Source organism: Arthrobacter sp. TMS2-4 (assembly GCF_054511075.1).
The window spans coordinates 1-22,918 of sequence record NZ_JBTNDI010000009.1 but is presented as its reverse complement, the minus strand read 5'-3'; the positions used below and the strand labels follow the sequence as shown (position 1 = coordinate 22,918).

19 protein-coding genes are annotated in these 22,918 nt (G+C 70.8%); 6 read left to right on the top strand and 13 right to left on the bottom strand.

All coding sequences use genetic code 11. From position 1 onward, the window contains the following. Positions 1-34: 34 nt before the first annotated feature. Positions 35-922 (bottom strand): ParA family protein, encoded by an 888-nt coding sequence (locus ACX80F_RS12230; protein ID WP_459336675.1) that lies wholly within the window; start codon positions 920-922, stop codon positions 35-37. A 293-nt stretch (positions 923-1,215) separates the two neighbouring features. Next, positions 1,216-2,631 carry a cation:dicarboxylate symporter family transporter gene (locus tag ACX80F_RS12225; protein WP_459336755.1) on the bottom strand — a complete coding sequence of 472 codons (1,416 nt, stop codon included), beginning with the start codon at positions 2,629-2,631 and terminating at the stop codon, positions 1,216-1,218. A gap of 200 nt (positions 2,632-2,831) precedes the next feature. On the opposite strand from ACX80F_RS12225, the gene ACX80F_RS12220 reads away from it, so the two are divergent. Both ACX80F_RS12220 and ACX80F_RS12215 read left to right on the top strand, forming a co-directional pair. After that, complete coding sequence (locus ACX80F_RS12220; RefSeq protein WP_459336674.1) at positions 2,832-4,481, top strand: sensor histidine kinase; 1,650 nt, start codon at positions 2,832-2,834, stop codon at positions 4,479-4,481. After that, complete coding sequence (locus ACX80F_RS12215; RefSeq protein ID WP_459336673.1) at positions 4,478-5,200, top strand: response regulator; 723 nt, start codon at positions 4,478-4,480, stop codon at positions 5,198-5,200. Before ACX80F_RS12220 ends, ACX80F_RS12215 begins: the two co-directional genes overlap by 4 nt. A gap of 7 nt (positions 5,201-5,207) precedes the next feature. Here the strand turns inward: ACX80F_RS12215 and ACX80F_RS12210 are convergent, their stop codons facing one another. Continuing rightward, positions 5,208-7,223 (bottom strand): AMP-binding protein, encoded by a 2,016-nt coding sequence (locus ACX80F_RS12210; protein WP_459336672.1) that lies wholly within the window; start codon positions 7,221-7,223, stop codon positions 5,208-5,210. Between the two features lie 194 nt (positions 7,224-7,417). Between ACX80F_RS12210 and ACX80F_RS12205 the strand changes: the two genes are divergently transcribed. Genes ACX80F_RS12205 through ACX80F_RS12190 form a run of 4 tightly spaced genes read left to right on the top strand, consistent with a single transcriptional unit; the run spans position 7,418 to position 11,739 of the window. Beyond that, positions 7,418-8,074 carry a GntR family transcriptional regulator gene (locus tag ACX80F_RS12205; RefSeq protein WP_459336671.1) on the top strand — a complete coding sequence of 219 codons (657 nt, stop codon included), beginning with the start codon at positions 7,418-7,420 and terminating at the stop codon, positions 8,072-8,074. A gap of 39 nt (positions 8,075-8,113) precedes the next feature. Continuing rightward, on the top strand, positions 8,114-9,634 hold the full coding sequence (locus tag ACX80F_RS12200) for an MmgE/PrpD family protein (protein WP_459336670.1): 1,521 nt from the start codon (positions 8,114-8,116) through the stop codon (positions 9,632-9,634). A gap of 9 nt (positions 9,635-9,643) precedes the next feature. Next, on the top strand, positions 9,644-10,600 hold the full coding sequence (gene prpB / locus ACX80F_RS12195) for a methylisocitrate lyase (RefSeq protein WP_459336669.1): 957 nt from the start codon (positions 9,644-9,646) through the stop codon (positions 10,598-10,600). Then, the gene (locus ACX80F_RS12190) at positions 10,597-11,739 is read left to right on the top strand and encodes a bifunctional 2-methylcitrate synthase/citrate synthase (protein WP_459336668.1); all 1,143 of its coding nucleotides are present in this window, start codon (positions 10,597-10,599) and stop codon (positions 11,737-11,739) included. The genes prpB and ACX80F_RS12190 overlap by 4 nt, the downstream gene beginning before the upstream one ends. A gap of 25 nt (positions 11,740-11,764) precedes the next feature. Here the strand turns inward: ACX80F_RS12190 and ACX80F_RS12185 are convergent, their stop codons facing one another. The 10 genes from ACX80F_RS12185 to ACX80F_RS12140 are packed head-to-tail and all read right to left on the bottom strand — an operon-like array spanning position 11,765 to position 21,742. Further along, on the bottom strand, positions 11,765-12,340 hold the full coding sequence (locus ACX80F_RS12185; protein ID WP_459336667.1) for an 8-oxo-dGTP diphosphatase: 576 nt from the start codon (positions 12,338-12,340) through the stop codon (positions 11,765-11,767). Then, complete coding sequence (gene xerD, locus ACX80F_RS12180; protein WP_459336666.1) at positions 12,333-13,295, bottom strand: site-specific tyrosine recombinase XerD; 963 nt, start codon at positions 13,293-13,295, stop codon at positions 12,333-12,335. Before xerD ends, ACX80F_RS12185 begins: the two co-directional genes overlap by 8 nt. Positions 13,296-13,300: 5 nt before the next feature. Then, positions 13,301-13,987, bottom strand: a complete 687-nt coding sequence (locus ACX80F_RS12175) for an NUDIX domain-containing protein (RefSeq protein WP_459336665.1) — start codon at positions 13,985-13,987, stop codon at positions 13,301-13,303. A gap of 1 nt (position 13,988) precedes the next feature. Beyond that, entirely contained in the window at positions 13,989-15,689 is a 1,701-nt protein-coding gene (locus tag ACX80F_RS12170) for a CTP synthase (protein WP_459336664.1), read from the bottom strand. Then, a complete protein-coding gene (recN, locus tag ACX80F_RS12165) occupies positions 15,686-17,413 on the bottom strand; it encodes a DNA repair protein RecN (RefSeq protein ID WP_459336663.1) in 1,728 nt (575 codons plus the stop codon). The genes ACX80F_RS12170 and recN overlap by 4 nt, the downstream gene beginning before the upstream one ends. Further along, positions 17,410-18,336: an NAD kinase gene (locus ACX80F_RS12160; RefSeq protein ID WP_459336662.1), complete on the bottom strand. Its 927-nt coding sequence runs from the start codon at positions 18,334-18,336 to the stop codon at positions 17,410-17,412. The genes recN and ACX80F_RS12160 overlap by 4 nt, the downstream gene beginning before the upstream one ends. After that, positions 18,329-19,177: a TlyA family RNA methyltransferase gene (locus ACX80F_RS12155; protein ID WP_459336661.1), complete on the bottom strand. Its 849-nt coding sequence runs from the start codon at positions 19,175-19,177 to the stop codon at positions 18,329-18,331. Before ACX80F_RS12155 ends, ACX80F_RS12160 begins: the two co-directional genes overlap by 8 nt. Continuing rightward, positions 19,164-19,379, bottom strand: coding sequence for a hypothetical protein (locus ACX80F_RS12150; protein WP_459336660.1), 216 nt, complete (start codon positions 19,377-19,379; stop codon positions 19,164-19,166). Before ACX80F_RS12150 ends, ACX80F_RS12155 begins: the two co-directional genes overlap by 14 nt. Before the next feature lie 49 nt (positions 19,380-19,428). Beyond that, positions 19,429-20,418 (bottom strand): HAD-IIA family hydrolase, encoded by a 990-nt coding sequence (locus tag ACX80F_RS12145; RefSeq protein WP_459336659.1) that lies wholly within the window; start codon positions 20,416-20,418, stop codon positions 19,429-19,431. Then, entirely contained in the window at positions 20,411-21,742 is a 1,332-nt protein-coding gene (locus tag ACX80F_RS12140; RefSeq protein WP_459336658.1) for a hypothetical protein, read from the bottom strand. The genes ACX80F_RS12145 and ACX80F_RS12140 overlap by 8 nt, the downstream gene beginning before the upstream one ends. Between the last annotated feature and the right edge of the window lie 1,176 nt (positions 21,743-22,918).

The following is a 22,918-nucleotide window of genomic DNA, read 5'->3' as shown; positions in this document are numbered from 1 at the left end:
TAGCGGGACCGGGAGGATCCGGGAGCGCCCTGCACTAGGGTGCTCCGCCCCTGCTGATGAGCTCCTTCGCGAGGCGGCGGTAGGCGTCCGCACCGGAGTGGTTGGCCGCGTAGGAGGTGATGGGTTCGGCTGCCACGGTCGCGTCGGCGAACTTGATGGTGCGCTTGATGACGGTCTCGAAGACCTTGTCGCCGAAGGCCTCGACGAGCCGCGCGATGACCTCGCGGCTGTGGAGGGTGCGGGCGTCGTACATGGTCGCGAGCACGCCGTCGATCTGCAGCCTGGGGTTCAGGCGGTCCTGCACCTTCTCGATGGTCTCGACCAGCAGGGCCACCGCGCGCAACGCGAAGAACTCGCAGATCAACGGGATGATCACGCCGTGCGCCGCAGTGAGCGCGTTCACGGTGAGCAGCCCCAGCGACGGCTGGCAGTCGATGAGGATGACGTCGTAGTCGTCCGAGACCTTGCGCAGCGCGCGGTCGAGGACCTGCTCGCGGGCCACCTCGTTGACCAGCTGCACCTCGGCGGCGGAGAGGTCGATGTTCGCCGGCAACAGGTCGATGTTCTCGATCGCGGTGTGCTGGATGGCGTCCTGGATGGAGACCTTGCGGTCCATGAGGACGTTGTAGACGGTGACGTCGAGTTCGTGCGGGTTCGTGCCGAGGCCGGCGGAGAGCGCCCCCTGCGGATCGAAGTCGACCAGCAGTACCTTGCGGCCCGCCTCGGCGAGTGCGGCGCCGAGGTTGATGGTGGACGTCGTCTTGCCGACGCCGCCCTTCTGATTCACCATCGCGATGACCCTTGCCGGGCCGTGCGAATCCAGGGCCCTCGGCTCCGGGAAATCCGTCACGGGCCGGCCGGTCGGGCCCAGTTCCGTGTCCGCCGTGCTGGGCAGGGTCGCTGAACCCTGGTCGCTACTCACGTATGTCTCCACGCTTCCATCAATGTCGGTGCAGGCCGGCCCGTGATCGCACAGGGCCGCGTTTCTCTAGGTCAACGGTACAACGCCGAGGGCGGCCGCCGTGAAGATCGATGCCGAGGGGGGACGAGCCTTCATCCTCGACCTGAGGTGGAAGCTTGGCCCCGGTGGACGCGGTCGTCGCCCGGGAATGCCGACGGCGACGGCCGGGGTGCCCGGTCCGTCGCCGTCGGTCCTTCCAGTGCGGTCCTGCGTGTGCCGCGTCGTCGTGCCCGGCGGGAGCTCCCGCCGTCGACTCAGCGCGCGGTGGGTGCTGACACGGCGGCGTCGGTCTCGAGGGCCGAGCTCCGCTCGACCGAATCGACGGGGCCGTCGGCGTCGTTGTCGAAGCGGTGGTCGGTGCTCATGGTCGCCTCGTCGAAGGGCTCGCGGCCCTCGAGGACCTCGTCAACCCGTGCGCGGTCGATCTCCTTGGTCCATGTGCCGATGAGGACGGTCGCGACGGCGTTGCCGGTGAAGTTGGTGAGCGCGCGGGCCTCGGACATGAAGCGGTCGATGCCGACGATCAGGCCCACGCCGTCGACCAGGTCGGGCCGGTGCGACTGCAGCCCACCGGCGAGGGTGGCCAGGCCGGCGCCGGTGACGCCTGCCGCACCCTTCGACGCGATGATCATGAAGACGAGCAGCGAGATCTGCTCGCCGAGGGCCAGTGGCGTGCCGAGTGCTTCGGCGACGAACAGGGAGGCCATCGTGAGGTAGATGGCGGTGCCGTCGAGGTTGAAGGAGTACCCGGTGGGCACTGTGACGCCGACGACGGGCTTCGAGACGCCGAGGTGTTCCATCTTCGCGATCAGCCGGGGCAGGGCCGCCTCGGAGGAGGAGGTGCTGAAGATCAGCAGGTATTCGCGGCCGAGGTACTTCATGAGCTTGAAGATGCTGACGCCGGTGACGAGCCTCAGCAGCCCGCCCAGGATGATCACGATGAACAGGATGCAGGTGATGTAGAAGGCGACCATGAGCGTGGCCATGCTGATGATGGCCTGCACACCGGTCTCGCCCACGACGGCCGCGATGGCTCCGAAGGCACCGATCGGCGCGAGCCACATGATCATGACGAGGATGCGGAAGACGAGTGCCTGGATATGCCCGATCCCCCGGAGGATCGGCGTGCCGGCCGTCCCCATCTTCTGCAGCGCGAAACCGACGAGGAGCGCCACGAACAGCGTCTGGAGGATGCTGGGGCCGGTCAGGGCGGACAGCAGCGTGGTCGGGATGATGCCGAGCAGGAACCCGATCGTCCCGCCCTCGCCGCCCTCGGCGGACTCGGGCACGGTGTAGGTCGACGACGAGATGTCCAGTCCCTCGCCGGGCTGGATGAGGTTGCCGACGACGAGCCCGATGGCGAGCGCGAAGGTGGACATCAGCATGAAGTAGCCGAGCGCCAGTCCGCCCACCTTGCCGACGGTCGCGGCCTTCGCGATCGAGCCGACCCCGAGCACGATGGTGCAGAAGATGATCGGGGCGATCATCATCTTGATCAGGTTGATGAAGCCCGTGCCGAGTGGTTTGAGGGCCTTGGCGAACTCGGGGGCGACGAGGCCGAGGACGGCCCCGAGGATCACGGCCGCGATGACCGCGATGTACAGGAAGTGGGTCCTGTCGACCCGCTTGCGGGGTTGTGCTGGTCCGCTGTCGGACCGCGCCGGCGCCATAGCCATGCTGTTCTCCCTTGGTGTCAGCCGCCCGGCGGCACCGGCGGGGAAGGTCGTTCTTCATCCGCGGGGGTCGGGCCAGGAAGCGTAGTCTTGTGTCGTCCCATCGTGCCGGTGCGAGTGACCCCGATCACGATTGCGTTCATACTGGTCACGGTCGTCCGGGAGTGGGACCCATTCGGAAGGAGCGGGATCACCGCGTGAGTCGCTGGAGCCTCGCCCGCCAGTTCTTCGTGGCACAGCTCGTCTTCATCGTGGTCCTCTCGGCGTCCCTGTCCGTGGTCCTGTACCTCGACGCGGCCCGCGGCGTGAACGACGCCGCGGCCGAGCGGATGGTCGCGGTCTCCACGTCGATCGCCCTCGAACCCGCCGTCCTGGACGCCGTCCGGGGCCCGGATCCGTCGGCGACCCTGCAGCCCTACGCGGTGGAGGTGATGGACCGCCTCGGCGTGGACTTCATCACGATCATGGCGACCGACCGTACGCGCTTCACCCACCGGAACCCTGAGCAGATCGGCGGGCCCTACCTCGGGTCCGTGGACGAGGCCCTCGCCGGAAGGACGCACTCGGAGACGTATGCCGGGACCCTCGGCCCGTCCATCCGTGCGATCGTCCCCGTCGTGGACGACGCCGGGACCGTGCAGGCCATGGTCGCCTCGGGCATCACGGTCGACCGGGCCGCCATCGCGCGGAACGCCCAGCTCCCGCTCGTCGCCGTCATCGCGCTGGGCGCGCTGGCCCTGGGAGCCCTCGCCTCGTTCCTGCTCAGCCGGCGGCTCCGGGACGCGACGCTCGGGATGGGGCCGGCCGAGCTCTCCCGCACCTTCGTGTTCTACGACTCGGTGCTGCACTCCGTGAGGGAGGGGCTGCTCCTGACCGACGCGGCGGGGCGCGTCGTGCTCTACAACGACCAGGCAGCCCGGCTCCTCGGACTCGACGGGTCGCAGGAGCCCGTGGCGGCGTCGCGCCTGGCCGTACCGCCGTCGCTGCGCGAGCTGGTCGCCTCGGGGCGGAGGGCTGTGGACGAGGTGCACCTCACGGACTCGCGCGTGCTCGTGGTCAACCAGGAGCCCGCCGTCCCGCCTCCTCCCCCGGGACGGACCCCGCAGGTCCAGGGCGCCCTGGGCGCCGTCACGACCCTGCGCGACCATACCGAGATCGCGGCCCTGACCGGGCAGGTCGAGACCATGCAGACGCTCACGGACGCGCTCCGCTCGCAGACGCACGAGCACGCCAACCGGCTGCACACCATCGTCTCGCTGATGGAGCTCGGCAGGGCCGGCGAGGCCGTGGACTTCGCGACCCGGGATCTGCAGCAGTCGCAGCGGCTCACGGACGAGGTGGTGGAGGCCATCGACGCGCCGTTCATCGCGGCGCTCCTGGTCGGCAAGGCCGCCCAGGCCAACGAGCGCGGCATCGTGCTCACCTCGGACATCGCCTCCGATGCGCAGGCCGGCTCCCTCGATCCCGTCGACCTCGTGACGGTCATCGGGAACCTCCTCGACAACGCGTTCGACGAGGCTGTCCGGTCTGTGGAGCCCCGCGTCGGCCTCATGGTGCGGCGCGTGGACGACGGCACCCCCGCCCTCGAGATCGTCGTGGAGGACAACGGCAACGGGTTGCCCGACTCCGAGAAGGGGCGGGTCTTCGACTTCGGCTACAGCACGAAACCACCGCTCGGGGCGGGGGACGGGACACCCGCCGGACGAGGCATCGGCCTCGCCCTCGTGCGCCAGGCGGTCCGGCGCTTCGCCGGAACGATCGAGGTGACGGACACGGACGACGGCGGCGCACGGTTCACCGTCCGGTTGCCCCTTCCGCGCCAGGCCGCCGTCGGGGTCGGTGCATGAGCGCCATCCGCGTCCTCGTGGTGGAGGACGATCCGGTCGCCGCGGACGCGCACGCCGAGTACGTCCGGCGGCTCGAGGGGTTCGAACTCGCGGGCATCGCCCGCAGCGGCGCGGAGCTCGCGGCCTTCCTCCGGCTGGCGGGCGGGGAGCCGGGGCGCGGCGGGACCGCCGTCGACCTCATCCTGCTCGACATGAACCTGCCGGACGCACACGGTCTGGACATCATCCGCCGCCTCCGGGGCCTCGGCCTTCCGGTGGACATCATCGCGATCACCGCCGTGCGGGACCTGCAGGTGGTGCGCTCGGCGATCTCCTCCGGGATCGTGCAGTACCTCATCAAGCCGTTCACCTTCCCGGCCTTCCGGGAGAAACTCGACGCCTACCGGGACTTCCGCCGCAACCTCGTGGAGCAGGCCTCCGCCACCACGCAGGAGGAGGTGGACCAGGCCTTCGCGTCCCTCCGGCCGGCCACCGTGGCGGTCCTTCCGAAGGGCCTCTCCGCGGAGACCCTGCGTGCCGTCTCGGGCATCCTGAAGCAGCGGCACGAGCCCACCTCCGCCGTCGAGGTCTCGGAGGCCCTGTCCATGTCCCGGGTCACGGCGCGGCGGTACCTCGAGTACCTCGCCGACCGGAAGTCGGTCCTGAGGACACCGCGCTACGGCACCCGGGGCCGCCCCGAGTTCGAGTACACGTGGGCGCGGACCCCGCCGGGGCGGTAGCCGTTCGTCAGTCGGCGGTCGAAGGACGCAGCAGGGGCTCGAGTGCGTCGAGCACCGAAGGGTCCTCGATGGTGGACGGGACGGCGTACGCGGTGCCGGCGGCCATCTGCCGCATCGTCTTCCGCAGGATCTTCCCGGACCGCGTCTTCGGGAGCGCCTCGACGACGACGGCGGACCGGAAGTCGGCCACAGGACCGATCGTGCGGCGGACCATCGCCACGAGGTCGGCCTCGAGCGTCGCCGGGTCGATGGCGGCGCCCGCCTTGAGGACCACGTAGCCGCTCGCGCGCTGCCCCTTGACCGGGTCGTGCAGCCCGAGCACCGCGCATTCCGCCACGGCGGGGTGCTGGGCGATCACCTGCTCGATGGCACCGGTGGACAGCCGATGCCCGGCGACGTTGATGACGTCGTCGGTGCGGCCCATGACGAACAGGTAGCCGTCCTCGTCCACGTAGCCGGAATCGCCGCTCGTGTAGAAGCCCTCGAAGTCGCTGAGGTACGCGTCGCGGTAGCGGTCGTCGCTGCCCCACAGGGTCGTCAGCGTGCCCGGCGGCAGCGGCAGGCGGAGGGCGATGCTCCCCTCGGTGCCGGCCGGCGCCGGGGACCCGCCGGGGTCGAGGATCACGACGTCGTACCCGGGCGAGGGCAGGGACGGCGAGCCGGCCTTCAGCGGGACGCCGCCCAGCCCGCGAGGGTTCGCGCAGATGGGCCACCCGGTCTCCGTCTGCCACCAGTTGTCGACCACGGGGACGCCGAGGACCTCTCCGATCCACTCCGAGGTTCCCGTGTCCAGTCGTTCCCCGGCCGAGAAGAGCGTCCTCAGCGACGCGAGGTCGTGGGAGCGGACGCCCGCGCCCGTGGGGTCCGCGCGCCGGATGGACCGCAGCGCGGTGGGTGCGGTGAACAGGGCCTTCACACGGTGCTGCGCGATGAGCCGACCGAAGGCCCCGGCGTCGGGGGTGCCCACTGGTTTCCCCTCGTACAGGACCGTCGTCGCGCCGGCCAGGAGCGGCCCGTAGACGATGTAGGAGTGGCCCACCACCCAGCCGACGTCGGACGCCGTCAGCATGGTGTCCCCCGGTCCCACACCGAAGATGGCCTGCATGGACCAGGTGAGCGCGACGGCGTGGCCGCCGTTGTCGCGGACCACACCCTTCGGCGAGCCGGTGGTGCCGGAGGTGTAGAGGATGTAGAGCGGATCGGTCGCGGCGACCTCCACGGGCGGGACGGCGTCCGCGGCAGCAACGGCGTCGTCCCAGTCGAGCCACCGCGTCCCGGGCTCCTGGTACCCGGCGACGCCGTGGTCGAACCCGTCGCGCCGCTTGACGACGACGGGCGTCGCGGTGCTGTCGGCGAGCGCGAGCGCCTCCTGCACCGCCGGGAGGTACTCGACGCGCCGGGCGGGTTCGATGCCACCGTCCGCGGTCACGATCGCGGACGGCCGCGCGTCCCGGATGCGGGCGGCCAGTTCCGCGGCGGCGAACCCTCCGAACACGACGGAGTGGACGGCGCCGATCCGGGCGCAGGCGAGCATGGCGACGGCGGCCTCGGGAATCATCGGCAGATAGACGAGCACGCGGTCCCCCTTGCCGACCCCGAGGCGTGCGAGGACGCCCGCGAAGACAGCCACCTCGTCGCGGAGCTCCGCATACGTGAAGGTGCGGCGGGTCCCGAGCATCGCGGAGTCGTACACGAGGGCCGCTTGATCGCCCCGGCCGGCCTCGACGTGGCGGTCCAGCGCGTTGTAGCTGGTGTTGAGGGTTGCCCCGGGGAACCAGCGGTGCAGGGGTGCGTCCGAGCTGTCCACGGCGACCGAGGGTGGGCGCATCCAGTCCACCGCGCCCGCCGCGCGCAGCCAGAACCGGTCCGGATCCTCGAGGCTCTCGGCGTGCAGCCGTCGGTAGTCCTCCCCGGGAACCCTCCCGGGTCCGGCATCGTGTCCAGCATCGTGTCCAGCATCGTGTCCAGCATCGTGTCCAGCATCGTGTCCAGCATCGTGTCCAGCATCGTGTCCAGCAGCCATGGTCGCCCCTCGTTGCGAGTGGTTGGTGAGGACCAGTATTCACCATCCCCTCCTGTATACACAGGAGTCGGAAGTTCGAACGCTTCACCTGCAAATCCTTGTGCAAGCTGCCGTTTCTGTATACATTGAGGGAGGTGCTGCACCGTGGGAACGGACGCTTTCGGCGCCATCGCGACGAACGGGAGGAGACGCGGATGCGGGCCAGCGATCGCGCGTATGCCCTCCTGCGCTCCGACATCGTGGAATGGCGGCTGGCCCCGGGTGACCTGCTCGCTGAGGTGGAGCAGTCCGCGCGGCTCGGCATCTCCAGGACCCCCCTGCGCGAGGCGCTCTCCCGGCTCGTCGCCGAGGGCCTCGCCAGCCCGCACGTCGGCCGCGGCGTCGTCGTCTCCGCGATCTCCCTGGCGGCCGTCGCCGATCTCTTCGACGTCCGCCTGCCGCTCGAATGCTCCGCCGTCCGGCTGGCCGCCGTGCGCGGCGACCGCGCCGTCTTCGCGGCGCTCGCCGACGAGTTCGCCCGTGCCGGGGGTCTCATCGGGGACGACGCCGGCGGCCAGGACGCCTACTACGCCCTCGTCGCGCGGCTCGATGAGCGGATCGACGACGCGGCCGGGAACCCGTACCTGCTGCAGGCCCAGAAACCGATCCGCACCCATCTGGCCCGGATCCGGCGGCTGGCCCGGGACCACACGCCCCGCCTCCTGGCCTCGGCCCGCGAGCACGAGCAGATCGCCCTCGCCCTGAGCGCGGGCAACCCCGATCTCGCCGAGGCCTCCATGCGCGTGCACCTCCACACCAGCCTCCAGCACCTGCTCGCCGCGAACCCACCCCCGCCTCAGCCTCAGCCCTGAACCAACTTGAACCAGCCCTGCACCACCGAGAGGAACACCATGGTCGAACTCCATCCCATCCGCGTCCACCGCAGTGAGGAGAACCTCCCCCGGGAGGGTCAGCTCGCCTGGAAGATCGCCGAGGTCGCCACGGACCCCGTCGAGGTGTCACCCGACGTCACCGACATGGTGATCAACCGGATCATTGACAACGCGTCCGTGGCCATCGCGTCACTGAACCGTGCGCCCGTCGTCGCGGCTCGCGCCCAGGCACTGAGCCACCCGGTCTCGGCGCACGGCGCGGGCGCCACGGTCTTCGGCGTCGGCTCCCCCGTCTCCGCGGAGTGGGCCGCATGGGCCAACGGCGTCGCCGTGCGTGAGCTCGACTACCACGACACGTTCCTCGCCGCGGACTACTCGCACCCGGGCGACAACATCCCGCCCATCCTCGCCGCAGCGCAGCACACCGGCGCCTCGGGCCGGGACCTCGTCCGGGCGATCGCCACGGGCTACGAGATCCAGGTCGACCTGGTGAAGGCCATCTGCCTGCACCAGCACAAGATCGACCACGTCGCGCACCTCGGCCCGTCCGCAGCGGCGGGCATCGGCACGCTCCTCGGCCTCGATGCCGGCGTCATCTTCCACGCCGTCGGGCAGGCACTGCACACGACGACGGCGACCCGCCAGTCCCGCAAGGGCGAGATCTCCACGTGGAAGGCGCACGCCCCGGCTTTCGCCGGGAAGATGGCCGTCGAGGCCGTCGACCGCGCCATGCGCGGCCAGACCTCCCCCACCCCCATCTACGAGGGCGAGGACGGCGTGATCGCCTGGCTGCTGGACGGACCGGAGGCCGCCTACGAGGTGCCCCTGCCCGCGCCGGGAGAACCGAAGCGCGCCATCCTCGACACCTACACCAAGGAGCACTCGGCCGAGTACCAGGCCCAGGCCTGGATCGACCTCGCCCGCCGCCTCCACGGCGCGCACCCCGAGGCCACGGACCCGGAGAACGTCGCCTCCGTCGTCATCCACACCTCCCACCACACCCACTACGTGATCGGCTCCGGCGCCAACGATCCGCAGAAGTACGATCCCTCCGCCTCTCGGGAGACACTCGACCACTCGATCCCGTACATCTTCACCGTCGCCCTGCAGGACGGCCGCTGGCACCACGAGGACTCCTACGCCCCCGAGCGGGCCGCGCGGGCCGACACCCTCGCGCTGTGGCACAAGGTCACCACGCTGGAGGACCCGGAGTGGACGCGCCGCTACCACTCCCTGGACATCGCGGAGAAGGCCTTCGGCGGACGCGTGGAGATCACGCTGACCGACGGCACCGTCATCATCGACGAGATCGCCGTCGCGGACGCCCATCCCCTCGGCGCCCGCCCGTTCGCCCGCGCGGACTACATCGCCAAGCTGCGTATGCTCGCCGCGGGGACCGTCGACGACGCCGAGCTGGACCGCTTCCTCGCCGCCGTCGAGCAGTTGCCGGACCTGCCGGCCGGCTCGCTGGGGCAGCTCAACATCCTCGCGCGCCCCGGCGTCATCGATGCGGCGTCAGCGCCGCAGGGACTCCTCTAGGAGGCGGCCGTGCTGTACTCCAGCGTTCCCCCCGAACAGAAGCGCCGGGCGTTCCGGGACGGGTTGGCCTCCGGGCGCGTCCAGCAGTTCCCGGGCGCCTTCAACCCGCTCTCGGCCCGCCTCATCGCCGACAAGGGCTTCGACGGCGTCTACATCTCCGGGGCCGTCATCGCGGCCGATCTCGGCCTGCCGGACATCGGCCTGACCACGCTGACGGAGGTCGCGCACCGCGCGGGGCAGATCGCGCGCATGACCGACCTGCCGTGCATCGTCGACGCCGACACCGGCTTCGGCGAGCCGATGAACGTGGCCCGCAGCGTGCAGGAGCTCGAGAACGCGGGGCTCGCGGGCTGCCACATCGAGGACCAGTTCAACCCCAAGCGCTGCGGCCACCTCGACGGGAAGAACGTCGTCGACCTCGACACCGCCGTGCAGCGGATCCGGGCGGCCGCCGATGCCCGTCGGGACCCGAACTTCCTGATCATGGCGCGCACCGACATCCGCGGGACGGACACGCTGGAGGCCGCCTGCGAGCGGTCGCGTGCCCTCGTCGAGGCGGGCGCCGATGCCATCTTCCCCGAGGCCCTGCGGAGCCTCGAGGAGTTCCGTGCCATCCGCGACGCCGTGGACGTGCCGATCCTGGCGAACATGACCGAGTTCGGCAAGTCCGAGCTGTTCACCGTCGAGCAGCTGCAGGAGGTGGGCGTCACCATGGTGATCTACCCCGTCACGCTGCTGCGCAGTGCAATGGGCGCCGCCGAGCGTACGCTGGACTCGATTCGACGCCACGGCACCCAGGAGCCGGCCGTGGAGCACATGCAGACGCGGAGCCGGCTCTACGAGCTGGTGGACTACGAGGGCTACAACCGCTTCGACTCCTCCGTGTTCGATTTCGAGATTCCCGGTGGCCGCCCGTCGGGCGACGCCGGGTCCGCACGACCGACTGCACAGGAGGACCACGCGTGACAGAACCACAGATCCACAAGGGGCTCGCGGGAGTCGTGGTGGATTACACCGCGATCTCGAAGGTCAATCCGGAGACCAACTCGCTCCTGTACCGGGGCTACCCCGTGCAGGAACTCGCCGGGCACCGCGACGTCGAGGACGTCGCCTACCTGCTGTGGAACGGTGAGCTGCCGAGCCCCGACGAGCGGGCGCGGTTCGATGCCTTCGACCGCGCGCACCGGGCCCTCCCGGAGCAGGTGGTCGCGACGATCGACCTGCTGCCGCTGACGGCCCACCCCATGGACGTGGCGCGGACGGCCGTCTCCGTGCTCGGCGCCTGCCACCCGCTGGCGAACGACGACTCGGTCGAGGCGAACCTGGAGAAGGCCGCCACGCTGTTCGCGGCGTTCCCCGCCGTCGTCGCCTACGACCAGCGCCGCCGCCGCGGGCAGGCCCGGGTGGAACCCCGCGACGACCTCGGCTACTCGGCGAACTTCCTGTGGATGACGTTCGGCGAGGAGGCACCCGCCGAAGTGGTGCACGCGTTCGACGTCTCGATGGTCCTGTACGCGGAGCACTCCTTCAACGCGTCGACGTTCACCGCGCGGGTCATCACCTCCACCCTGTCCGACCTGCACTCCGCGGTGACCGGCGCGATCGGCGCCCTCAAGGGGGCCCTGCACGGTGGGGCGAACGAGGCCGTCATGCACACGTTCGAGGAGATCGGCATCCGCGAGGACGAGTCCGCCGAGGACGCCGCCGCCCGCGCGAAGGCGTGGATGGAGGAGGCGCTGGCCGCGAAGAAGAAGGTCATGGGGTTCGGGCACCGTGTCTACAAGAACGGCGATTCCCGCGTCCCCACCATGAAGTCCGCGCTCGACGCCATGATCGCGTACTACGGCCGCAGCGAGATCCTCGGACTGTACTCGGGCCTCGAGACGGCCATGGACGAGGCCAAGGGCATCAAGCCGAACCTGGACTACCCTGCCGGCCCCACCTACCACCTCATGGGGTTCGACACGGAGATGTTCACCCCGCTGTTCATCGCCGCGCGGATCACCGGGTGGACCGCGCACATCATGGAGCAGACGGCCGCCAATTCGCTCATCCGCCCGCTGAGCCTCTACAACGGGCCGGACGAGCGGCACGTGGAGGGCTGATCCCGGTCCGCCGGCGCCGTCGTGCTCAGTCGACGACGGCGTCGGCCACGCTCTCGTTGTCGGGGGCCATCGTGATCCGGGCGTGGACCGGCCGCCCCGCGAGGAGCTGCGGGATCCAGTGCGGCGCATCCTGCCACATGCCCTGCCAGGGAATGGCGTCGATGCCGTACCACCGGGGTTCGATCTCCTCGCACGCCACGGCCCTGGCGTTTCCCGCCTCCGCAGTGAACAGGGACGCCGCCATGTTCCAGGCGGGCTGGGCGGGGAACCGCCAGGTGATGGTCCCGGCTGCGTGCACCTCGGCCGGCGCGAGGTCGATGCCGCTCTCCTCCGCGACCTCGCGCACCGCCGCCTCCCGGGCGGTCTCCGAACCGTCGATCTTCCCGCCGAGGGCCACGATCCTGCCGGTACCGAACCCGGTGCGCTTGAGGCCGAGCAGCACCTGCCGGCTCGCGTCGCCCCGGGCTTCGCCATCCTCGGCGTCGGCGTCCCGGAAGAGGAAGCACAGGACCACCCGCCGGTAATCGACGCCGTCGATGCTCACCCAGCCGACGGCGGGCGCCCGGTCGGCGTCCCACCCCGGCGTTCCCGCCTCAGGCAAGGGCCCGCGGATGGGCCGCCGCATACACCTCGCGCAGTGTGTCGGCCGTGACCAGCGTGTAGACCTGCGTGGTGGTGACGGACGCGTGGCCGAGGAGTTCCTGCACCACGCGCACGTCGGCCCCGCCCTCCAGCAGGTGCGTGGCGAAGGAATGGCGGAGGGTGTGGGGGGAGACCTCGCGCGTGACGCCGGCACGTTCGGCCGCGGTCTTCAGGATGGTCCAGGCGCTCTGGCGGCTGAGGCGCCCGCCCCGCATGTTGAGGAACAGGGCGGGGCTCCCCGAGCCCTTCGCGGCCAGCCCCGGACGGCCCTGCACCAGGTACGCGTCGACGGCCCGGGCGGCGTAGGAGCCGACGGGGACGAGGCGCTCCTTCGACCCCTTGCCGGTGAGCCGGACGACGGCGGGCCCGTCCGCGGCGTCGTCGACGGAGACGTCGTCGACGTCCAGCCCCACGGCCTCGCTGATCCGCGCCCCGGTCGAGTACAGGAATTCGAGCAGGGCGCGGTCCCGCCGGCCTGCCGGCGACCCCGTGTCGACGGCGTCGAGGATCCGCACCACCTCGGGGACGGGGATGGCCTTCGGCAGGCGTCGCCCGGCCAGGGGCGGGTGCACGTCGCGGGCCGGGTCCCCCTCGGTGATGCCCTCGAGGGCCCAGAAGCGGTGCAGGCCGCGCACCGCGACGACGGTCCGCGCGGCGGACCGCGGGCTCAGGGGCGACTGCCCGTCCTCCCCCGACACGACGGCCTGCGCGAAGGCGGAGACGTCATGACGCGTGATGCGGGCGGCGTCGTCCATGCCGCGGGTCGCGAGGAACGCCTCGTACCGCCGCAGGTCGCGCCGGTAGGCCGCCAGCGTGTTGGCCGACAGGCCCCGCTCCACCGACACGTGCTGCAGGTAGTCGCGGACCAGGACGCTCAGCGGCCCGTCCTCGCCCACGCGTGCCGTCCCCGGCATGTCCGTCAGTCCTCGAGCACCGCACCGCGCGGCCAGCCGGAGTGCTGGCTGGGGTGCTCGGGCCAGGGGGTCGACGCCGGGCGCAGGCCCGCGAAGCCGTCCTCGCGCGCCACGCGGGCCGCGAGGATCGCTGCGGCCGCGGACGGGCTGTGGATGCGCCCCTCGAGGACCGCCTCGACGGCGGCGTCGAGCTCCACCCACTTCAGCTCGATCTCGGCTTCCTCGTGGGTGCGCGTGTGCCGCTCGGCCTCGGGGACGGCCCCGATCTCGCGCGCCAGATAGACGCGCAGCGCCTCCGAGGAGGACCCCGGCGAGAGGAACAGATCGACGAGGACGTCCCAGCGCCCCGCCGTGAGGTCGGCTTCCTCCGCGAGTTCACGGGCGGCGGCGTCGACGAAGTCCTCGCCCTCCTCGTCGAGCAGGCCGGCCGGGATCTCCCAGAGCGCCATGCGGACCGGGTGCCGGTACTGGCGCAGCAGGAGGACCTGACCGTCGTCGTTCAGGACGAGCACGGCGACAGCGCCCGGATGCCGGAGGAAGTCCCGCGTGATGGTCTCGCCGTCGCCGGTCAGCGTGAACTGTTCGCTGACGACGTCCCACACCCGCCCCTCGTACACCGTGGTGGTCCCGAGGAGCCGGCGTGGGCTCTGCTCGTCCCCGAATCCGGCGTTGCCGGTCCCTGTGGGCTGCACGTCAGACTTTCGCGCCGCGGCGTTCGAGCGCCGCCTTGACGAGACCGGCGAACAGCGGGTGCGGCCGCGTGGGGCGCGACCCCAGTTCAGGGTGGGCCTGCGTTGCGACGTAGTACGGGTGGACGTCCTTGGGCAGTTCGGCGAACTCGACGAGCTTGCCGTCCGTCGTCGTGCCGGAGAACACGAGTCCGGCGTCGGCGATCTGCTCGCGGTACTCGTTGTTCACCTCGTAGCGGTGGCGGTGGCGTTCGAAGACCGTCGTCTTGCCGTAGGTCCCGGCGACGACGGAGCCTTCCTGGAGCTTGGCTTCCCACCGGCCCAGGCGCATGGTGCCGCCCATGTCGCCGTCGCCGCTGACGATGTGGAGCTGCTCGGCCATGGTCGCGATGACCGGGTACTGCGTGTCCGGCTCGAACTCGCTCGACGACGCGCCGTCGAGGCCGACGACATTCCGAGCGTATTCGATGACCATGCACTGCAGTCCGAGGCAGAGGCCGAGGGTCGGGACCTTGTTCTCCCGGGCGTAGGTCAGCGCGCCGAGCTTGCCTTCCAGGCCGCGGATGCCGAAGCCTCCCGGGATGCAGATGGCGTCGACGCCGTCGAGGGCCTGCGCGGCACCCTCCGGGGTCTGGCACTCGTCCGAGGGGACCCACTTGATGGTGACCTTCGCCTTGTTCGCGAACCCGCCGGCGCGCAGCGCTTCGGTGACGGAGAGGTAGGCGTCGGGCAGGTCGATGTACTTGCCGACGAGTGCCACCTCGACGTGGTGCTTGGGGTTGTGGACGACGTCGAGGAGCTTGTTCCACCGGGTCCAGTTGACGTCCTTGAACTTCAGGTCGAGCGCCTGGACGATATACGCGTCGAGGCCCTGGGCGTGGAGCGTCTTGGGGATGTCGTAGATGCTCGGTGCGTCGGCCGCGTTGACGACCGCGTCGATGTCGACGTCGCACATGCGGCCGATCTTCTCCCGCATCGCCGTCGGCACCTCGCGGTCGGAACGGATCACGATGGCATCGGGCTGGATACCGATGGAGCGCAGCATCGCCACGGAGTGCTGGGTGGGCTTGGTCTTGAGTTCCTGGGACGGCCCGATGTAGGGGACCAGGGAGACGTGGAGGAAGAAGACGTTGTTGCGGCCGATGTCCTGGCGGACCTGGCGGGCCGATTCGAGGAAGGGCTGCGACTCGATGTCACCCACTGTCCCGCCGATCTCGGTGATGATGACGTCCGGAGCCTTCTTGCCCGGCGTCTGCTCGGCGGGCAGGCGCATGCGTCGCTTGATCTCGTCCGTGATGTGCGGGATGACCTGCACGGTGTCGCCGAGGTACTCGCCGCGGCGTTCCTTCGCGATGACCGTCGAGTACACCTGGCCGGTCGTGACGTTCGCCGACCCGTCGAGGTTCTCGTCGAGGAACCGCTCGTAGTGTCCGATGTCGAGGTCGGTCTCTGCGCCGTCGTCCGTCACGAACACCTCGCCGTGCTGGAACGGGTTCATCGTGCCGGGGTCGACGTTGAGGTAGGGATCAAGCTTCTGCATCGTCACGGAGAGGCCGCGCGCCCTCAGGAGGTGACCCAGGCTCGAGGCCGTCAGTCCCTTGCCGAGTGAGGAGGCCACGCCGCCAGTCACAAAGATGTGCTTGGTCATTGCGGATTTAAGGAACCGGGAGTTTAGTTGCTGCGCCACGGAATTCGAGACTATCACCGAGCGGCGGTCCGGGCAGCATCAGCGAGCAGTTCCTCGGCATGGGCCCGCGCCGACGCCGAGTCCTCCTGGCCGGCGAGCATCCTCGCGAGTTCGCGGACGCGTTCGTCGTCGGACAGCACCTCGACGTCGCTGGCCGTCACTCCCCCGCCCTCCCCGTCGCGTGAGACGTTCTTGGTGACCCGGATGTGCCGTGCGGCGAACGCGGCGACCTGCGGGAGGTGGGTCACCACGATCACCTGCACGTGCCCGGCCAGCATGGCCAGCCGGCGGCCGATCTCGACGGCGGCCTTGCCTCCGACGCCGGCGTCCACCTCGTCGAACACGAAGGTGGGTACGGGGTCGACGGCGGCGAGGACCACCTCGATCGCGAGCATGACGCGGGAGAGCTCTCCGCCGGAGGCCCCCTTGCCCAGGGCGCGGGGCGCGGAGCCGGGATGGGGCTGCAGGTTGAAAGCGATGTCGTCCGCCCCGTGGACGCTCAGCGACTCGCCCGGCGTGACCTCGATGAGCAGTTCGGCGTCCGGCATGGCCAGGGCCGTCAGTTCGTCGCTCACCTTCCGCGCGAGGCTCTCGGCCGCCGCACGGCGCAGGGAGGACAGGGTGTCCGCGAGCTCGTGCACCTGCCGATCGAGGTCGGCGATGACGTCGTCGAGCTCCTCCACGCGGGAGGAGTCACCGCTGAGTTCGAGCAGCCGTTCGACGGCGTCCTCCTGCCAGGCCAGGACCTCGTCGATGGTGGGGGCGTACTTCCGGACGAGGACGGAGAGGGCGGCCCGCCGCGACTCCACCTCCTCGAGCCGGCCCGCGCCTTCGCTGTCGAGCGCGGTCCCGTAGCCGGCCAGCTCGGCGGAGATGTCCGCGAGGAGGTAGCCAACCTCGGCGAGTCGTTCGGCGAGCCTGCCGAGGTCGGCGTCGTGTTCGGCGACGGCCTCGAGCTGCCGCTTCGCCTCGTCGACCAGGGAGACGGCGTCGGCGGCGGCACCGATGTCCTCGGACACGAGCGCCTGATGGGCCACGAGGGCCGCGGTACGGAGCTCCTCGACATTGCCGAGGCGCATCGATTCGGCCTTCAGGGCGGCGTCCTCCCCCGGCTGCGGGTCGAGGTCTCCGATCTCGGTCAGCGCTGCCTCGAGCCCCTCGGCCTCCCGCAGCCGTTCGCGGGCCTCGCTCCTCAGCCGGTCGCGCTCGGCGAGGGCGTCACGCCACTGGCGGAATGCCTCGCCGTAGGCGCGGAGGGCTTCCTCGACGGGCCTGCCCCCGAACTTGTCGAGCGCCTGCCGCTGCGCGGCCGCGCCCTTCAGCCGCAGTTGGTCCGACTGCCCGTGGACGACGACGAGCTCGTCTCCCAGCTCGGCGAGGACCCCGACGGGCGCGGCACGGCCGCCGACGTACGCACGGCTGCGGCCCTCACTGGTCACGGTGCGGGCGAGGATCAGTTCCGCGACGCCGTCGTATTCCTCGAGGGCGGCGCCCGCCTCGGCGGCCCGCAGGATGGCGGGGCTCGCCGGGTCGAGGCGCAGCACGGCCTCCGCGGACGCGGAGCCGGCGCCGAGCCGGACGGCGCCTGCGTCGGACCGGGCACCACGCAGCAACCCGAGGGCCGTGATGACCATGGTCTTGCCCGCGCCGGTCTCACCGGTGACCACTGTCAGGCCGGGGCCGAGGCGGAGGGTGGCGTCGGTGATGACGCCGAGGTCCCGGATGCGCATTTCCTCGATCATCGGTTCGGTCCGTCCTGGTGCTGCATGGGGCCCCGCCACCCCTGGGTGGGCAGTTCGAACTTGCGGACGAGGCGCTCGGAGAACGGTGTCTGCCTGGTGCGGGCGAGGCGTACCGGGTTGTCGGAGCGCCTCACCTCGACGCGCGCACCGGGCGGCAGGTCCATGCTCCGTCGTCCGTCGCACCACAGCACGCCGGAGGCGTCGGTGCGGGTCAGCAGTTCGACGGCGAGGACGGAGGTGGGCGCGACGACGAGCGGCTTCGCGAACAGGGCGTGCGCGCTGATGGGCACCATGAGCAGCGCCTCGACCTCCGGCCAGACGATGGGTCCGCCGGCGGAGAACCCGTACGCGGTCGACCCGGTGGGCGTCGCGAGGACCACCCCGTCGCAGCCGAAGGAGCTGACCGGCCGGCCGTCGACCTCCATGACCACCTCGATCATGCGTTCGCGGTCCGCCTTCTCGATGGCGGCCTCGTTCAGGGCCCAGCTGCGCCCGAGCAGGGTATCGCCCTGCCAGATGAGGACCTCGATGGTGGTCCTCTCCTCGACGGTGTAGCTCCGGTCAGCGACCCAGCGCACCGTCTCGGCGAGATCCGCCCGCTCGCTCTCCGCGAGGAAACCCACGTGCCCGAGGTTGACGCCGAGCAGGGGGATGTCCGCCTCCCGCACGAGCTCGGCCGCGCGCAGGATGGTGCCGTCGCCGCCGAGGACCATCACGAGTTCGAGGTCGCCGAAGTCGACGCCGTCGCCCAGCTCCTCGGCGGGCGCGGCGGAGGACCCGTACTCGTCCTGGAGATCGGCGAGTTCCTCGGATCGCATGACGGGCTGGAGCCCGAGGTCGTGGAGGCGCGTGCACGCTTCCTGCGCGGCGGCCATCGCGTTCCTGCGGCCGGTGTGCGCGAGCACCAGAATTCGTCTACTCATCAAGCTCCGTCTGATTGGTCGGTCGGGGCGGCGGGAAGAGCGCTGCCCCGTCGAGCGCCTGTTCCGTCAACCGGTCGAGCTCCCCCTCGATCCTAGGCACCATCGTCCGGGTCGGCATCTTTATCCACACGAAGTACTCGAGATTGCCGTCCTGTCCGGGCAATTCGCTCCGCTCGAGGCCGGTGATCGCGAGCCCGCACTCGAGCGCGCTGCGCAGCACGCCGGCCACCGCGCGACGGCGGGCCTCGGGCGACGTCACGACGCCGAGGCGGTTGAGACCGCTGCGTCCTACCTCGAACTGGGGTTTCACCATCAGCAGCAGGTCCCCGCCGGGCAGCGTGGCGCCGGCCAGGGACGGCATCACCAGCCGGAGGGAGATGAAGGAGAGGTCCGCGACGGTCAGTTCGACCGGGCCGCCGATGTCCCCCGGGGCGAGGTGGCGGACGTTCATGCCTTCGAACACGTGCACCCGCGGGTCGTCGCGCAGTTGCTGCACGAGCTGCCCGTGTCCGACGTCGACCGCCGCGACCTCGCGCGCACCACGCCGGAGGAGGACGTCGGTGAACCCGCCGGTGGAGGCCCCGGCGTCGAGGCAGCGGCGACCGGCCGGGTCGACGTCGGGGAAGGCGCGCAGGGCGCCGTCGAGCTTGGCGCCGGCACGGCTCACGTAGTCCTCGCCGTGCCCCTCGACGGCGAGTGCGACCTCTGCCGGGACCGGAGTCGAGGGTTTTCGTGCGACGACGCCGTCGCGGAGCACCCTGCCCGCACCGATCAGCTGCGCCGCATGTGAACGGGAACGCGCGAGCCCCCGGGCCACGAGTTCCTGGTCAAGGCGAGCCATGGGCTCCCGCCTGACGGAGTGCACGGTCGGGGTCGAGTTCCCCGGCGAGGCGGTCGTGGACGTCCAGGTACACGCCGGCGTGCTCCGTGACGGGCAGGTCCTCGAGCCCGTCCAGGAGGGCGAGGATCCGCTCGACGTTCGTGTCGGCCGTCGATGACGACGGCGTTCCGCCCTCCGGAGCGGCGGCCTGCGCCTCGTCCATGCGATTCCTTCCCGATGCCTTGCTCGACGTGGTTCGTGCTGCCTCCAGCCTAGTCAGCGGCCTCGAAGCGCACGGCAGGCACGGCCGCCGTCGTCGCCGCGGGGTGGGCGGCCCACCAGGCAGCACAGGCCGCTCGCCAGCTGTCGACGTCGTCCTCGCGCCCGGAGATGGTGACCGTGGACCCCGAGACGCGTGCCGTCGCCGTGCCGCACGTGGCGGCGCCGTCGTCGAGGGCGACCGCAGGGTACGCCTCGTACAGACCGGACAGGGACGCAAGGAGGTAGTCCGGGCGCTCGTCGGCACGTGCGGCCAGGGCGGTCCTGCCGGAGTCCACGCCGGTGAGGACGAGCGCCGTGGCCATGCCGGCCCGGTTGCCGCCCAAGATGTCGGTGTCGAGGCGATCGCCCACCACGAGGGCACGCTCGGTGCTCGAATGGCGTGCCGCGGTTCGGAAGAGTGCTGCCTCCGGTTTGCCGGCCACCGCGGGCGACTGCCCGGTCGCAGCGGCCACCGCAGCCACGAGGGTCCCGTTGCCGGGAGCGATCCCGCGCGCCTGGGGGATGGAGAGGTCCGTGTTGGTCGCTACCCACACGGCGCCGGCTGCGACGGCGTAGGCCGCCTCCGCAAGGTCCTTCCACCCGAGGTCGGGCGAGAAACCCTGGATGACGGCGTCCGGTTCGTCCTCCGCCGATCCGACGACGACGAGCCCCTGCTGCCGCACGCACTCCGCGAGGGGCTCGCTGCCGACCACGAGCACCGACGAGCCTGCGGGCACCATACCGGCCAGCAATTCGGCGCCCGCCAGTGCGGACCCGAAGACCTGCTCGGCGCGGGCCGGAGCTCCGAGCTCCCGCAGGTGCGCGGCTACCTGCTCGGAGGACCGCGACGCGTTGTTCGTCACGTACGCGAGGCTCTTGCCCTCGTCGGCGAGCCGTTCCAAGGCGGCGGTGGCTCCCGGAATGGCGTGCGGACCGGCGTACACGACGCCGTCGAGATCCGCGAGTACGCCGTCGTAGGCGTCGATCAACCGGTCAGTCATCGACGGTGTCCCCCGACGGCGACTCCGACGGCGACTGGTCGGATGCGGCGGAGAACTCGACGGAGGTCGACGGGGCAGCCACTGCGTCGGCGGCCTTGCCGGCCTCGGCCACCTTCGTGCCCTTGGAGGCCTTGGCATCCTTCGTGCCCTTGGAGGCCTTGCCGTCCTTCGTGCCCTTGGAGGCCTTGCCGTCCTTCGTGTCCTTCGTGTCCTTCACATCCTTGGCGCTCTTGCTCCCCTTGGCATCCTTTGTGCCCTTGGCACCCTTGCCGCTCTTGGCTGCCTTGCTGCCCTGGGCATCCTTGTCGCTCTTCGAGCCCCCGGATGTTTCCGCGGTCCCGACGCTTTCCCCGCTTTCGGCGCCCTCGGCGGCAGACGGCGCAAGCGCCGCGGCCCCCATATCATCCATGCTGAACAGCGTCTCGGCCTGCAGGGGCTGCGCAGGGACCGCCGACTCCTCCTCCCCGGCTGTCACTGCGTCCTCCAAAGAGGGGACGTCCTCCACCGCATCGTCCGCATCGTCTGCATCGTCCGCCAGGGTGACGACGGTTTGCACGCCGAGGGGAAGCTGCTCTCCGTCTGCGCGATCCTCAACTGCCGGGGCGTCGCTATCCATCGCTACGGCATCGGCCTGCGCGGGGGCGGCCGCCGGCGCACCGAGGACCTCGGCCACCTTCGGCACCGGGCCGGGGGCGGGCTCGTCGTCCTCGCCGAGGTCGATGATGTCGGGCTCGAGGTCGTCGTCCAGACCCAGGGCCTTCTCAGCGACGCGCGCCTGGCGTCGCCATTTCTCGGACTCACCTGTTCGGCCGACCGCGTCGAGTGCCGCAGCGTACGCGCGGAACAAGCGGGGGCTGAAGGAGAACGCCCGGTGCAGGTCGAGCTGAGGGATCTCCAAGGAAGCTACGGCGGCGTCGAGCTGGCCCAGATCCGAGCGGGCACCGGATACCACCATGGCGAGTTCAGCCTTCCCCGCGGCGTCCAGCGACTCGGCCTCCTCGCTGCGCGCAAGGTCGAGCGCCCTGTCAGGACGCCCGAGGCCGCGCTCACAGTCGGCCATGACCGGAAGATGGACGTTGGATCCACTGATCCTGCGGAATGTCCGGAACTCACGCAGTGCTTCGCCGTAGTGTCCTGCACCGTAAGCCGTCAGCCCGACAGCTTCACGAACAGCGGCCAGGCGTCCCCCGCGGCGGCTGGCGGCGAGGGCGTGCTGGAAGGCGAGCTCAGGGTCGATGTCGAGGAGCCGGCCCGCCATGACGAGATGCTTGGCGACCCACAGGGCGCTTCGTTCCTCGAGGTTGCGGATCTGGGCCCGCGTCACGCGGTCGAGCTCGTCGCCCTTGACATCCTCATCGATCTCCGGGGACCGCTCCCGATCCGGTCGGTTGGCGCTGCGAAGATCGCGGGCGTTATGAGGGCGCGGCGCAGCCGACTCGTCCGATCCGTAGCCCGAGTGTCGATCACTGCCCCGGCGCTCGGGGCCGGCGCCTCTCTCCTGACGATCCGAGGGCCGACGGTGGGTGTTGCCGCGCTCGGGCGAACGCCGCTGGCCGGAGGACTGTCCGTCCCCGGACGCGGAGCGCGCCTGCCAGGGACGGTCGCGCGCCTCATCGGACCGACGCGTCGGGGCCTGGCCTCGGCCGGCGGCGCGTGGCTGCCGGTCGGCTGCGGAGCCCGACGACGATCCTCCCCGGGAAGCCGATCCCCGTAACTGGGCGCCTCTGCCCTCCTCGGACCCTCTGGTCGGCCGCTCCGCCGAACGCGGCGCCGTACCGCCGGGGTTCTGACCCTTGCGGTCCTTCCACGGCTGGTTGCGTCCCCCGTCCCTGGGCTGACCCGACTGCTCATTTCGTGGTCGCCCCGGGCCGTCCCGACGGTCGTCCTGGCTGGTGCGCTCCGGCCGCCCGCTCCGGCCGGCCGAACTGCGGGGGTCCGACTGCCCCTTCCAGGCCGGCCGATCGCCTGGGGACCTGGGAGCCGCAGACCGGCCGCCCTGGCCGGCCGGCTTCGAGCCCCAGGAGTGACGGCGCTCAGACTGACCCGCCCCTTCCTGATCACCGTTCGGTGTCCCATCCGACCGACGGGGGTCTCCGTCTCGTCCGGCGGTGTGCTCCTGGTCAGCCATGGCAGGGCGGTCCTCTCATCAGGTTCCGGCATCTCTACCGGCGGGTCTCTATTGTTCTGTGGGTACTGCTCGACGACGGCGTACTACTCATCTATGGAACCACGAACGGGCGGGCGCCACTTCATCGGGACGCCGGAATCAGCCGCTGGTGATGCACACCTCCGTGTCGGGCGTGCTCCGTCGTTTCGCGTTGCCACCGGCTCCACGCACTACTCCTGCCGGCTCGCGGGGTTGGGTCGGTCGGATGCTGTGGTTGTTAAAGTGGGGAAGGCCCCGCACCTGGTGGTGTGGGGCCTTCCCGTGAGTGGTTGTCCGGCGGTGTCCTACTCTCCCACACTCTCTCGGGTGCAGTACCATCGGCGCTGTGGGTCT

Bases quoted from the DNA above. Each gene is read 5' to 3' on its own strand.
- ACX80F_RS12225 (WP_459336755.1), bottom strand. From the start codon at position 2,631: ATGGCGCCGGCGCGGTCCGACAGCGGACCAGCACAACCCCGCAAGCGG.
- ACX80F_RS12215 (WP_459336673.1), top strand. From the start codon at position 4,478: ATGAGCGCCATCCGCGTCCTCGTGGTGGAGGACGATCCGGTCGCCGCG.
- ACX80F_RS12210 (WP_459336672.1), bottom strand. From the start codon at position 7,223: ATGGCTGCTGGACACGATGCTGGACACGATGCTGGACACGATGCTGGA.
- ACX80F_RS12205 (WP_459336671.1), top strand. From the start codon at position 7,418: ATGCGGGCCAGCGATCGCGCGTATGCCCTCCTGCGCTCCGACATCGTG.
- ACX80F_RS12200 (WP_459336670.1), top strand. From the start codon at position 8,114: ATGGTCGAACTCCATCCCATCCGCGTCCACCGCAGTGAGGAGAACCTC.
- xerD (WP_459336666.1), bottom strand. From the start codon at position 13,295: ATGCCGGGGACGGCACGCGTGGGCGAGGACGGGCCGCTGAGCGTCCTG.
- recN (WP_459336663.1), bottom strand. From the start codon at position 17,413: ATGATCGAGGAAATGCGCATCCGGGACCTCGGCGTCATCACCGACGCC.
- ACX80F_RS12160 (WP_459336662.1), bottom strand. From the start codon at position 18,336: ATGAGTAGACGAATTCTGGTGCTCGCGCACACCGGCCGCAGGAACGCG.
- ACX80F_RS12155 (WP_459336661.1), bottom strand. From the start codon at position 19,177: ATGGCTCGCCTTGACCAGGAACTCGTGGCCCGGGGGCTCGCGCGTTCC.
- ACX80F_RS12150 (WP_459336660.1), bottom strand. From the start codon at position 19,379: ATGGACGAGGCGCAGGCCGCCGCTCCGGAGGGCGGAACGCCGTCGTCA.
- ACX80F_RS12145 (WP_459336659.1), bottom strand. From the start codon at position 20,418: ATGACTGACCGGTTGATCGACGCCTACGACGGCGTACTCGCGGATCTC.